15 protein-coding genes and 1 tRNA gene are annotated in these 12,145 nt (G+C 64.0%); 8 read left to right on the forward strand and 8 right to left on the reverse strand.

The features are described from left to right. Positions 1-135: 135 nt before the first annotated feature. From ACVIHF_RS14765 to ACVIHF_RS14775, 3 genes are all read right to left on the reverse strand, one after another. Entirely contained in the window at positions 136-393 is a 258-nt protein-coding gene (locus tag ACVIHF_RS14765; RefSeq protein ID WP_057018491.1) for a hypothetical protein, read from the reverse strand. A gap of 128 nt (positions 394-521) precedes the next feature. After that, positions 522-737 carry a hypothetical protein gene (locus ACVIHF_RS14770; RefSeq protein WP_456780588.1) on the reverse strand — a complete coding sequence of 72 codons (216 nt, stop codon included), beginning with the start codon at positions 735-737 and terminating at the stop codon, positions 522-524. Positions 738-950: 213 nt separating this feature from the next. Beyond that, the gene (locus ACVIHF_RS14775) at positions 951-1,097 is read right to left on the reverse strand and encodes a hypothetical protein (RefSeq protein ID WP_176936926.1); all 147 of its coding nucleotides are present in this window, start codon (positions 1,095-1,097) and stop codon (positions 951-953) included. A 249-nt stretch (positions 1,098-1,346) separates the two neighbouring features. On the opposite strand from ACVIHF_RS14775, the gene ACVIHF_RS14780 reads away from it, so the two are divergent. Continuing rightward, positions 1,347-1,538 (forward strand): hypothetical protein, encoded by a 192-nt coding sequence (locus ACVIHF_RS14780; protein WP_310879275.1) that lies wholly within the window; start codon positions 1,347-1,349, stop codon positions 1,536-1,538. 138 nt (positions 1,539-1,676) lie between these two features. Next, positions 1,677-2,528 (forward strand): 3-hydroxybutyryl-CoA dehydrogenase, encoded by an 852-nt coding sequence (locus tag ACVIHF_RS14785; protein ID WP_456780587.1) that lies wholly within the window; start codon positions 1,677-1,679, stop codon positions 2,526-2,528. 156 nt (positions 2,529-2,684) lie between these two features. Here the strand turns inward: ACVIHF_RS14785 and ACVIHF_RS14790 are convergent, their stop codons facing one another. After that, positions 2,685-3,476: a hypothetical protein gene (locus ACVIHF_RS14790; protein ID WP_456780586.1), complete on the reverse strand. Its 792-nt coding sequence runs from the start codon at positions 3,474-3,476 to the stop codon at positions 2,685-2,687. Positions 3,477-3,809: 333 nt separating this feature from the next. Between ACVIHF_RS14790 and ACVIHF_RS14795 the strand changes: the two genes are divergently transcribed. The 6 genes from ACVIHF_RS14795 (at position 3,810) to ACVIHF_RS14820 (ending at position 7,034) form a co-directional block, all read left to right on the forward strand. Then, complete coding sequence (locus ACVIHF_RS14795; protein ID WP_028340725.1) at positions 3,810-4,070, forward strand: DUF3551 domain-containing protein; 261 nt, start codon at positions 3,810-3,812, stop codon at positions 4,068-4,070. 87 nt (positions 4,071-4,157) lie between these two features. Further along, on the forward strand, positions 4,158-4,322 hold the full coding sequence (locus ACVIHF_RS14800; protein ID WP_016846117.1) for a hypothetical protein: 165 nt from the start codon (positions 4,158-4,160) through the stop codon (positions 4,320-4,322). A 36-nt stretch (positions 4,323-4,358) separates the two neighbouring features. Beyond that, positions 4,359-4,817 carry a hypothetical protein gene (locus ACVIHF_RS14805; protein ID WP_456780585.1) on the forward strand — a complete coding sequence of 153 codons (459 nt, stop codon included), beginning with the start codon at positions 4,359-4,361 and terminating at the stop codon, positions 4,815-4,817. 522 nt (positions 4,818-5,339) lie between these two features. Next, positions 5,340-5,534, forward strand: a complete 195-nt coding sequence (locus ACVIHF_RS14810; protein WP_016846119.1) for a hypothetical protein — start codon at positions 5,340-5,342, stop codon at positions 5,532-5,534. Between the two features lie 215 nt (positions 5,535-5,749). Continuing rightward, positions 5,750-6,655: a ribonuclease Z gene (locus ACVIHF_RS14815; protein WP_456780584.1), complete on the forward strand. Its 906-nt coding sequence runs from the start codon at positions 5,750-5,752 to the stop codon at positions 6,653-6,655. A gap of 142 nt (positions 6,656-6,797) precedes the next feature. Continuing rightward, positions 6,798-7,034: a hypothetical protein gene (locus ACVIHF_RS14820; protein WP_057018484.1), complete on the forward strand. Its 237-nt coding sequence runs from the start codon at positions 6,798-6,800 to the stop codon at positions 7,032-7,034. A gap of 364 nt (positions 7,035-7,398) precedes the next feature. Here the strand turns inward: ACVIHF_RS14820 and ACVIHF_RS14825 are convergent, their stop codons facing one another. From ACVIHF_RS14825 to ACVIHF_RS14840, 4 genes are all read right to left on the reverse strand, one after another. After that, the gene (locus tag ACVIHF_RS14825; protein WP_256438746.1) at positions 7,399-7,530 is read right to left on the reverse strand and encodes a hypothetical protein; all 132 of its coding nucleotides are present in this window, start codon (positions 7,528-7,530) and stop codon (positions 7,399-7,401) included. A gap of 561 nt (positions 7,531-8,091) precedes the next feature. Continuing rightward, positions 8,092-8,167: transfer RNA gene (locus ACVIHF_RS14830), tRNA-Lys, on the reverse strand. Positions 8,168-8,345: 178 nt separating this feature from the next. Continuing rightward, the gene (locus ACVIHF_RS14835; protein WP_456792190.1) at positions 8,346-11,195 is read right to left on the reverse strand and encodes a glycosyltransferase; all 2,850 of its coding nucleotides are present in this window, start codon (positions 11,193-11,195) and stop codon (positions 8,346-8,348) included. Between the two features lie 194 nt (positions 11,196-11,389). Next, positions 11,390-11,989: a beta-1-3, beta-1-6-glucan biosynthesis protein gene (locus tag ACVIHF_RS14840; protein ID WP_456780582.1), complete on the reverse strand. Its 600-nt coding sequence runs from the start codon at positions 11,987-11,989 to the stop codon at positions 11,390-11,392. Positions 11,990-12,145 lie beyond the last annotated feature (156 nt).

The raw sequence follows: 12,145 nt of genomic DNA on the forward strand, positions 1-12,145 counted from the left end.
CGCTACACGACGCCCAATATAGGCATACCGGAGCGGTTTTGCTGTGCCTTGTCGGGCGTTGCTGCACAAGCAGAGGGTGCGTATGGCCAGCATGCGGCAAGAGATCGCGGCATTTTGGCGCGCTGGCATCATGTCCTAGGCGAGGATCCGCAGCGCCGGCTTGGCGAACCTCCTGCCCGACGAGGCGGGCTGCATCAGCATGCGTTTGGAGGCGGCTTGCAGTTGCACGCGCAAATCCGCGTTGCATTGCTTCATCTGGTTGCGCAATTCGCGGCGGGAGAAGGCGGTGAGTGAGGGGTCCGCGAGTTGCTGCCAGGCCTTGCGCAGCCATTCCTGCAGTTCGCGAATGTTCTGATCCAGAACCTTCTGATCAAACACGTCGGGCTGGGTCATGCCGCCAAATCCCACGAAACGATCAGTTGCAAAGTAACGCTGATTCGCGTCGCTTCACCTAGCGCAATGTTGCGCAGGCGCGTTTGCGGCAGGGGAGATCGAAGGCTGCAGGCGTGTTCGTGTCCGCGTCAGCGAGCGTCGCTGGGCCCGGTGCGCAGCAAATCCAGCGCGACCGGCAGCGCGAGGAACAGCGCTGCGAGCATCGAGAGATGACGCGTCCGCGCGGCGGTCAGTCCGAGATCGTATTGGGCGAGATAGGCCAGCATGATCGCGATGTAGGCGGCGACGCAGATTGCGACGGCGATGCTTGCGAAATCGGTCTTGCTGTCGGTCTTATCGTCCACGGCGGCACCACGTCGTTGCGGGAGCGGTGTAGCGTGGCTCGGCTTCACCAACTATGAGCTGGATCACGAGCGGAGGAGCCGCTCCGGCCAAATGGCTTCGTGCGTCACGACGGGCCAACTGGCGGAGGCAAACGTCGCGATCAGCATTCCGCAGCAACGTGGCCGCGGCGACTCCAGCTCGGCCTTGGCGACCACCTGCCGCCAGCAAGCGGCCTAGCGGGGGCTGCGTTTCGGCTGGCCTTCGCGCGGAAGCTCGACCGGGATGTGGGGCGCGGTGCTCACCACGCGGGGGCTTCCGTCGGAATGGGTCTGGCCGTTGAGCAATGTCTCGAGCACCAAAAAGAATTTTTCAGCAAGCATGGGCGTAGCCCTCGTCGTCTAATGTCCTTGTGTCGCGGCGCGCCGCGGAAAATTCGATCAACAAAATGCGAGTCGCACCGGCATGGCGATGCTGCGGCGCAATGTCTCTCGCACGCAATCCGGGAGATTACGGCGCCCACGCCGTCAACCGAGGCTCGCGCGAAATAGTTGCCAGCTTCCTAACGATTGCCGGTGCAGCACGTGATGGCGCTCACCGTTCCTTCAAGGATGCACGTTATTGATAGGGGTATGGATCGTGACCAGGACATCGACGAGGGATTTGGATCGGCGCTGCGCCGCAGCTACGGGCGGCTGGCCTGGTGGATCGTCCGATTTAACCGCGTGCTCGAACCGTCGCGCGCGGCCGAACCACCGCGCACCCAGTTGCCACCGCGGCCGGCCGTTCCGCCACGGCGGCCTGTCCCGCCGCGCCCGGAATAGACCCCACCGGATTACCGGCTTCCGCTGTATCGGCCGTGCGGCCGGACTGCTATTCATGCGCCATCCGCGGACCCCCTCCGGTCCGCCGTTTTTGATGATGCGGCCACGCGGCCGCGCAAGCGACGAGGGACGAACGCAATGATTGAGACGGTTGGCATTATCGGCGCCGGGACCATGGGCAACGGCATCGCGCAGATCTGCGCGGCGGCAGGCCTCGGCGTGACCATGGTGGATATCTCCGACGCGGCGGTCCAGCGCGGCCTGAAGACGGTCGGGAGCAGTCTCGATCGGCTGGTCGCCAAGGAGAAGATGACCGCGGCCGATCGCGACGCGACGCTCGGGCGCATCAACGCGACCACCGAAAAGGCCAAGCTCGCCGCCTGCGATCTGGTGATCGAAGCCGCGACCGAGAACGAGGAGCTGAAGATCAAGATCCTGAAGGATCTCTGTGCGGGACTGAAGCCGAGCGCGCTGGTCGCAACCAACACCTCGTCGATCTCGATCACCCGCCTTGCGGCCTCGACCGATCGTCCCGACCGCTTCATCGGGATGCATTTCTTCAATCCGGTGCCGGTGATGGCGCTGCTCGAATTGATCCGGGGTCTGCAGACCTCGGACGACACCGTCGCCAAGGCCGAAGCCTTCGCCAAGCGGGTCGGCAAGGTGGCGATCACGGCGAAGAACAGTCCCGGCTTTGCAGTGAACCGCATCCTGTGCCCGATGATCAACGAGGCGATCTTCGCGCTGCAGGAAGGCATTGCCACCGCCGAGGAGATCGATGCCGGCATGAAGCTCGGCTGCAACCATCCGATCGGCCCGCTCGCGCTCGCCGATCTGATCGGGCTCGACACGATGCTGTCGGTGATGGAGGTGTTCTACACCGGCTTCAACGACCCCAAGTACCGGCCGGCGCCGCTGCTGAAGGAGATGGTCGATGCCGGTCATCTCGGCCGCAAGACCGGGCAGGGGTTCTACAGCTACAGCAAGTGAGGCCGGCGCGCGCCTGACCCCGTAATCATCCGGGATGGATCGCGCGGACAAGGTCGCGTAACGACAAGACCTGATCCGCCACGAGGCGGGGGACATCAGAAACGAGGCCCGGTCTCCTAGGCACACCGGGCCTCGTTTTTTTGTGGGATTCCGGGCTCAGTTGGCCGATGCGACCGGCGTGACGCCGGTTTCGTCGGGATCGGCGCCGAACAGGCCGACGAGGAACTTGTAGTAGTCCGGCATCTTCTCCTTCAGCGTGGCGCGCGTATAGGGTTCGTGCTCGGAATCCTTGCCGGCCAGGAAGATGCTCGCCGTCACCGCGAAGAACTCCTGCTGGTTCTTCAACGCGTAGGCCTCCTTGGCGAACAACTCCTTCGACTTGGCCTGGCTGAGGAAGCCCTTGATGCCCTTGTTCTCATAGCCGTTCGGCATCAGCCGGACGTGATAGGCGTGAAGGAACTCGTGCAGCAGCACCGGCTCCTTCGCGTAACGCATCATGTTCGGACGCAGCCTGATGATGCCGATGCCGGAATCGAGCGCAAGCGCGAGCGGATCCGAATTGGTCCATTGCTGCTTGTCGTGATCCCAGATGGTGACGTCGCGCGTCGTGCCGCGGTCCCATTCCGGCGGCGTCAAGCCATAGCAGGCCGCTGCCGCGCCTTCGTCGAGACACGCCATCTCGCTCGCAACGATCGGCACGCGATGGAAGAACTGCAACACCTTCGGGCTGAAGCCCGCGGTTTCCACGACGTCGAGCTGGCGGCGGACCATGTCAGCGATGCTGGTAACGTCCTTGCGGTCGGCGTTCTCGGAGAGATCGAAGACGTAGCCGCGATATTTCTCGACGCTGCTTGGTGCCGCCTCGGACGGCCCCGACATTCGTGGTCCGGCAACGGCCGGGCCGGCCGCAAGTGACAGGATCATTGAAGCAATGAGCGCGCTGCGCATGATTATCCCCCGTGCGACGAGCCCTCTCCGGGTGTCGTCGTCCATTGAGCCGCGCGGGAGACTAGGGCAGCCGCCTTGCGGCGCGCTTAAGTCGTACATTTCAACCGGGCATCTGCGATTAGGCGCCGGTTAACTACATGCGCTGGGATGGCCCGGCGGGCAGCGGGTCTGGAGGCCGCGGGGGCCGATGACCCGTCAGCCGGTCCTCACCGTGCCGCGACCGGGCTTTGAGCCATCGTCACAGCTTCTTGAGGCGGTGCCCGGAAACCTCGCAGATCCTGCCGCCGTACCTAGATCAGCGGCTGGGAGCCGATTGAGCAAGGAAACACGATCATGCGCAGGACGAATTGGGCAATTCTGGCGTTCGCGGCGCTCGGAACGAGCTGGATTGTCGGTTCCGCGTCGCCTGCGGCGGCCGATCCCTACGAGTATCCCTGGTGCATCCAGGGCCGGCAGGAGGGATATCCCGGCTATTGCGGCTACCAGACCTATCAGCAGTGCCAGGCATCCGCGTCGGGCCGCGACGCCTATTGCGGCATCAATCCGCGCGTTGCCTTCAGCCAGCAGCGGATGGCGCCGCGGGCGTTCCGCTGAGCGGCGCGAGGAGGTCGGGCATGCGACCGTCGGGCACGATGGTTGCATAGCTGACGGTCGGATCATCATTTCTGCCTTGGAGCGAATATGGGCGAGATCATCAGGTTCATCTCGAAGTCCGAACGCGAGCGTGCGCGTCTGATCCGCGAGGCGCGTGCGAACTATGAGCGCATCTTTCCATCGGCCGACCCGGCTGATGCGCAGGGCGCCGCAGACGAGGGCAGCGGCAGCGAGGCGTCGTCGAAGCCGTAGCGCGCCGGTATTGCGCGCAAGGGGGGCGGAGCGGCGATGTGGCAGCGTTTGTGGCAAACTTGGACGATCGACAAGCCGGCCGCGCTTGGCGATTGGCTGTGGCAGATCCTGGTCGTTGAGCTCGCCGCCTTGCTCGATCGGCTGACGTTGCGGAAGCTGATCGCGCTGATCCCGGTTGCGATCGTGATCGGCGCCTATTGGCACCGGATTCCGCTTCCTCCCGAGCTGATGCTGGTCGGCGATGTGCTGGCCTATATCGACATCTTCTCGATGATCTTCCTGATCGGCTTCTTTACCCGGGTTGCGACGGTTGTGGCGGTCGTCAGACAGGCTATCGGTCTCGTCCGCGGCGTGATGCAGCATGTGCCGATGGCGCTGCACAGGTTTGGCGTTCGTCACCGTCGTGCCAAGGACGGTCCGCGCCGCAAGCGGCTGATGCATGCGAAGACAGATGACGATGGCGCCGCCGGCATGGCAGGCTTGGCTTGGGCCTAGTCCGACGCGATGTGGCGGTGACGAACGCGATCGTGGCGTCTATCGCGGCTGCCCGGCCTGATCGCCATCATCCGCCTTCGGCCGGGCCGGGCTGTGCGCGGACGCGCCGTCCTGGCTCCGCCGGTGCGAACTGGAGAGGTCGGTCGCGGCGTGCTGGGATCGATGAAACGCGATACCCATCTGGAAACTCCAGACGCCAAAGAGCAGCGCGCCTGCCACACAGGCCGCCACGAAAGCCCAATCGCGTTTCCTCATCGGTCCAACAAAGCCAATTCGATACCGCACCAACCGCGTGTGCTCCGAGGCTCGCCAAGCGAGCCCGCCGCATTGTGAGACGATTGCATGCGCTTGTCGATCCGCGCGGCTCACCCTCGCATCGGTTACGGAGCGGTGATCATCAAATCCTGCGTCCAGAAACACTCCGACCAGATTGCGCGGCCCCCGCAACAAACTTGCCAAACTTTCACTAGGGCGCTGGCGCACTGAGTTCGAAAATGCAGGACCCGATCGGACGATTCGCCAATGACCGAACTTGAGGAGCTCAGATATTTCGAGCATCAGTGCCTGGAGATGGCGGAGCAATCCACGCTGCCGGATGCCCGCCGCGCGCTCCAGATCCTGGCGCGCAACTACGCCGCCGCGGCCGAAATCGTCGAACGGCGCGCGCAATCCGCCAACACTGCGCTCGCGCAGCTGTTTCGATGCTTGAGGCTGTGACCGGTTGAAAGCGTGACGAGGGCACCGCGTGCGCCGGTCACGACGATCGATCCCGTTGGCGCGGATGCGGTCTGCCCGTAACGCCGCCGGCTTCAGGACGCCTCGGTCCACCTTCGTCGGTATCGAAATGCTTGAACACATCGGGCGACGCTGCCATCAGATTGCGCGATCCCGGCGGCATGGCGCCGTCGGCAGTCGGAAGGCGAGGTGCTGCGATGTTCTCGCTGACTTTTCTGGGAACGTCGGCAAGCGTGCCGTCTCCCGAGCGCAATCACCCGGGCATTCTCGTCGAGGCAGCCGGCAGTCGTATTCTGGTCGATTGCGGCGAGGGAACGCAGCGCCAGCTGCTGCGGAGCGGCGCCGGCTTTCGACGGCTTGATCACCTGCTGCTGACCCACGGGCATTTCGATCATGTGCTCGGCATCCCCGGGCTGTTTTCGACCCTCCGGTTGCGGCAAAGTTCGGATGCGATGACGATTCATGCCGGGCCCGGCACGCTCGATGTCGTCGTCCGGATGCTGGCAGGCCTATGGGGCGAGGGCCGAGCGCCGATCCCGCTTGATCTGGTGCCGTTGAGCGAGGGGCGAGTCCTCGACGCCGGCGAATTCACCATCGATTGCTTTCCGGTCCGCCACCGGGATACGGACAGTTTCGCTTTCTCCTTTCAGAGCGCGGTGCGCCGGCATCTCCTCCCGGACCGGCTTCTGGCGCTGCGCGTGCCTGATGGGCCGGTTCGCCGGGAGCTGGCGGAGGGCCGGCAGGTGAAGCTGGACGATGGTCGCACCATCGATCCGGAGCAGGTGCTTGGCCCGGCCCAGGGGCGAAAGAAGCTCGTCATTGTCGGTGATGCTGAAGCAACCGAGGGGCTCGCCGAACACGTCGGGGACGCCGACGTGCTGGTGATCGAAGCGACGTTTCTCAAGCGCGACGCGGCCATCGCGCGCGACTACGGGCATTTGACGGCCAGCGAAGCCGCCGCGCTCGCGGCGCGGAGCGAGGTCAAGCAGCTCATCCTCACCCACATCTCCGGCCGCTACCCGGACGAGGACATTCTGGCGGAGGCGACGAGGACTTTCCCGAACAGCCGGATAGCCATCGACTTCGAACGCATCGCTATCTGAGTGCGCGCCGCACGAACAACGTTTCATTAACCCGACTCACGCAACGTCGTCCCAGGCCGTCTGGATGGGCCGCTAGCAGAAGGCCGCCACGAGTGACTACGTGGCGGCTTTTTGCGTCCCACAGTGCCAAGGGAGACGACCGATGGACTACGGCGCCTTCACCGACGCCAGCCTGAAGATGATGTACGAAGCCGTCCGCGGTGCGCTCAGAGCCGACGACGAATTCGAGGCAGCCGGCGAAGAGCCAAAATTCCGCGTCCGCGCGACGCCCGAGTGGAAGCGGCATGCCGGCAGCCTCGAGGCCGAGATGCTGAAGCGAGGGATGCAGCTCGATATCATCGACTGGACAGGCGGTCAGGGCGAACTGCCGTTATCTTGACGGCCGAACTCCAGCAGCGCTCCGAATGTTCGCTCCGAATTGTGCGCTGAACGGCGCGCTTGCGCCGTCATGCGTCGCGCTCCACCCCTCGGCGCGGGGGCGACCTCTCTGACGCGGGCTGCTTTCGAGCTGCCTTGAGCTGTTCCCCGATCGTTCCCTTTCAACGACGACGCTGGCCCGATCAGAACGTCCAGTGGCCAAAGCTGAATTCCGCAAGGGCCTAATTTGCTCCACCGATGCGCCGCCATTTTGCCGCGCCTCGTTCGCTTTGCCCAACTCTGTTCATATACCTTACGAGGTAACACAGATGTCATCTGTTCGCGGTTTGTGTCGCCACCGATCGGGGTACTCGATCTAACTTTGTCTACGGCTCGGGCTTCAGGGCGTCCGTCAAGGCCTGCTTTATGTGTTCGGCCTGTTCCTTCGTCAGCTTCTCGGCGAAGTGGCCGTCTTTCTTCAACTGCGCTGGACCCTTGAGCTCTCGATCATAGACCATCCAGTCGGTGCTTCCTCTCCGAACGACAAACCTTGACTGTAGGGGCGCTGCGTATCTCAACGATACCTCCCAATGAATCCAGCTGCTCGTCTCCAAAAGACACATCCGGTGACAGCTTGTTCCTGAACCGGGACACTGAAATTTCCTGCGCCACCTAAAGAGCAAGGCTCATGCCGGAATACGCGCGCCGCCGACCGGTCCGGAGAACCGCAGGCAGGCTCGACGCCGGCGACGCCGAACGTGATGACTGCGACAGGGAGAGCAACGAGCCGTTGGCGTCCGGATGCGTCTGGTCCGAGCATTGGGATTGCAGTTCTGACCGTCCCGAAAAATTACGCCGCCGGGCCCGAAATGGTTTGTCCCGGCGACGCCCTGTTCTTCCAGCCTCTGGGCCCTGAAATCCCCAGCGCCGAAAACCTACTAAAGATCACGCCGAACAACTGTGGCTTGGTTCACACAAAATTAAGAAGAAGAGCCGGCGTCAGGGCCCGGGCCGGCTACCCAACACCATGGGAGCGACGTCACTGCCGCACGGAAATTTCGCGAATGTTTGAATTTGTTTGGTGAGCGCGGAGGGACTCGAACCCTCGACCCCATGATTAAAAGTCACGTGCTCTACCGCCTGAGCTACGCGCTCACTCACCTGAACATTAGATCCGGACGCCAGCGGTGAACCGCTCCGGATCGTGCTCCAGCCCGCGCTGTGTAGGGGGCAGGGCCCATCGGGTCAATAGCCGAGGGGCGCTCAATTGTGCACCGACGCGCCGGATTTGCTGTTCCGGCGCCTGTGCTTAGGGCCGCTTCTTGAAGTTGGCTCAGTTGTCGCGGCGGATTTCCGAGCCGACCGGCTGCGACGGGGCGGCGACCGAGGGCAGGCTGACCGGGCGCAACCCGATCAGTTCCGCGGTGCGGATCGCGCTGTTGCGCCAGAATGCGAACTCGTTGATCCGCGAATTTTCCAGGATCGCGATGGAGACCGCCGCCAGGAATGGCAGGCTCTGCAACACCAGGACGCCGGCGAAGATGTAGATCTCGCGCACCTGCTTGTAGCCGTTGGTGACGACAAGCACGACGGCGCCGATCAGCAGCAACACGCCGATCACGGCTTCCCAGAACGCCTGGAACTCGATCGACATCCGCGACAGGCCGCCCTTGGAGGTGCGGGCGAACGCAAGATGCTCGGTGATCAGGCCCTGCGCCACCGCGCGCGACACCGTCCACTGCACGCTCATCGCCGCGATCATGGCTCCTAACATCTGGCCGGCCTTGATGTTCACGCGCAGCCGGTAGAGCGCGACGAAATGCACCAGCGAGACGATGAAGGAGGCGATGATCGGCAGCGTCAGAATCTTGTCGGGGATTGCGATGTCGGCGAAGGCGACGATTGGCACCCAGATCAGATTGAGGATCGCGACCACGACGCCGAGGCTTTCGGCGCCGAGCCAGTTCAGCCAGCCCAGCGAGAACTCGCGGCGCTGATCGGGCGTCAGCCGGCTGGCGCCGGGCAGGAAGCGCCGCCAGTGCTTCTTGACGATCTGGAAGCCGCCATAGGCCCAGCGATGGCGCTGCTTCTTGAAAGCCTCATAGGTGTCGGGCAGCAGGCCTTCGCCGTAACGCACATTGGTGTAGCGCGTGAGCCAGCCCTGCTGCTGGATCGAGAGGCCGAGATCGGTGTCCTCGCAGATCGTGTCGCTGGACCAGCCGCCGGCCTTGTCCATGGCGGCGCGGCGGATCAGGCACATCGTGCCGTGCACGATGATGGCGTTGAACTCGTTGCGCTGGACCATGCCGATGTCGAAGAACCCGGCATATTCGCCGTTCATGATGTAGTGCATCAGCGAGCGATCGCCGTCGCGATGCTCCTGCGGCGCCTGCACGAGGCCGACGCGCGGATCGGCGAACGCCGGCACGAGATCCTTCAGCCAGTCCGGATGCACGACATAGTCGGCGTCGATGATGCCGATGATCTCGGCATCCGCCGCGGTGCGGTCCATCGCGATGCGCAGCGCACCGGCCTTGAAGCCCTGCACCTTCTCGGCATTGATGAACTTGAAGCGCTCGCCGAGCAGCCGGCAGTGATCCTGGATCGGCCGCCAGAAGTCGGGATCGGGCGTGTTGTTGATGATGCAGACGCACTCGAAGTTCGGATAGTCGAGCCGCGACACCGCATCGAGGGTCTGCTTCAGCATCTCGACCGGCTCGAAATAGGCCGGGATGTGGATCGAGACCTTCGGAAACTTCACGTTCTCGCCGATCGTGGCAGGCGCAAGCGGCTCGCTCTTGCCGATCAGCCGGCGCGGGCCGCGGCCGAACGCCACCGCCGCGATCTCCTCGATCCGCGCCATCGCGATCAGGACCAGCGGAACCAGCAGCACCAGGCCGAGGCTGAGCGCGAAGGCCGAGCCCCAGACGAAGTAGTGCGTCGTCCAGTAGGAGAACACCGTCGCGACCCACGCGCCGACGCCATTGGCGGCCGCCGACAGCAGCAGCGCCTGCATCACGGTCGGTTGGTCCAGCCGCAGGATCGGCAGCGACATGAACAGGCCGACCAGGACGGCGACCAGCGCGATCTTCCAGTAGTTCGGATCGGTGACCGGTCCGGTCCAGGCGAACTTTGGCTCGCGGTCGGCATTGAGGATGCCCCAGTAGGGGCCGACGCCGCCTTCGAAGAACTTCCAGGGCTGATCGATCGCCTCGACGATGTTGTAGTCCATGCCGATGGCTTCGGCGCGGGTGACGAAGTTGCGAAGCACGGTGGCCTGCTGGAACGGGCCGGGAACGGCGCTGCGCAGATTGTAGCCCTGGCTCGGCCAGCCGAATTCGGCAATCAGGATGCGTTTGCCGGGGAAGGAGTCGCGCAACAAATTGTAGCGGTCGACCGCCTGGTCCACCGCCTGCTTGTCGGTGAAGTTTTCCCAGTAGGGCAGCACGTGCGCGGCGACGAAGTCGGACGAGTTGGCGAGCTGCGGATGGTCGCGCCAGATGTTCCAGATTTCACCGGTGGTGACGGGAACGTTGACCGACTTCTTGACCCGCTGGATCACCTTGATCAGCCGGTGCACGTTGTTTTCAGCGATCGCCCACTTGATCGCTTCAGCGCGCTTGCTCAAACCGCTGCTGCCATCTTCATCCGGCTGCATTTCCGCGTCGTGGAGGCGCTGCGCTTCCTCGCGAAGAATCCTCTCGGACTCCTCGGGGGGCACGCCGATCTCCGGAACCGAGCCGAGGTTTTCCAGCGGCACCTGCTCGCCACGGAATACGGTTTCGTTGCCGACCACGATGCCGATGACGTTGCTGTTGCGCTTGGCCAGGTTGATCGCGGCTTCGATCTCGCGGTTGTTGCGGTTGGCGTCCTTGTCGATCCACGCGCCGACCGTGACCTTCATGCCGAATTCGGCGGCGACCGGCGGCACCAGCTCGTTGCCTTCGGTCGATGAATAGAGACGGACCGCCTTGGTGAGCGTGGAGAGCTTTCGCAGGTCGGTGCGCACCTTCTCGGTGTCGGCGGCGACGTCGGCGACGGTGTGGCCGGACTCGAACGGAGCGTAGGACAGGCTCGGCAGCGTGCCACGGAAATCGGGCGCCGGCTGCTTCTCCTGGAAGAGACCCCACAGGGCGGCGTGGGCGGCGGTGACAAGCAACAGGACGGCGACGACGGCGCGCATCGCGGTTAAACCATACGGGGCCTGAGATTGAGGACTAAGCGAACCCGTCCCCTGGGTTCGACCAACACGACAGCGGAGGGAAAGATATCTCCGCCATCCGATTTAACAACTGGTGTGCCGCGATGGCGTTTTAAGGGCGCAAGCCGTTCCAGCCGCGAAAAAAATCGCGGCCGGACCCCGGTCGCGGGATATGGCTATTTCGACGCCGGTGCAGGTGACGCCGACGGGGTCGGTGCAGGCGAGGGCGAGGCTGCGGGTGCCGGTGCGGCGGTGCCGGCCGTCGCCGGCGCCGGGGTGGGAGCAGCGGCGGCGGCCGCGGCCTGGGGCTGCGCGCCCGGATTGATCCAGCAGGCGTGGATGCGGCCGTCGAGGCTGCCGCGGACCTTGTCGTCGATCTGGGCGCCGAACCGGGTCAGGCAGCGGAACGCCGCCTGGACGTGGCCGCCGGGGCAGCCGAACCGGTCGTAGAGGTCGAGATGGCGGAACGCGGTATCGAGGTCGTCGTTCCACATCAGGCGGACGACGCGGCGGCCGAGCCAGACGCATTCCGGGTTGCCGGCCGGACCGTTGATGGCCTGCTGGGCCTCGACGAATTCCTCGACCTTGCGCTGGTTGGCTTCCCGTGCGGCATTTGCGTTGGCGTCGGGCTGTCCAGGCTGCTGTTTGGCCTGATCCGCCGGATTCGGCGTGCCGCTCTGGGCGAACGCGCCGCCAGCCCCAATGAGGAGCGCAAGGCCCGTTACGGCAAGATGGCGCAAAGTAGTGTTCTTCAACTCAAGCAGCCGTCGACGCATGTATTCCCCGATAATGTTCCTGCCCCCGCGGGATCATCCTAACGGCTCGCGTGATGCCGTCCAAATAGGTCTCCAGTGCGGCGGAGACTCTGGCGAAATCTGATGACTGGAATTTGGTATTTTGTCCAGCAAACTCACAACTTTATCGACCCAGCG

It is taken from the genome of Bradyrhizobium sp. USDA 4506 (assembly GCF_054058795.1).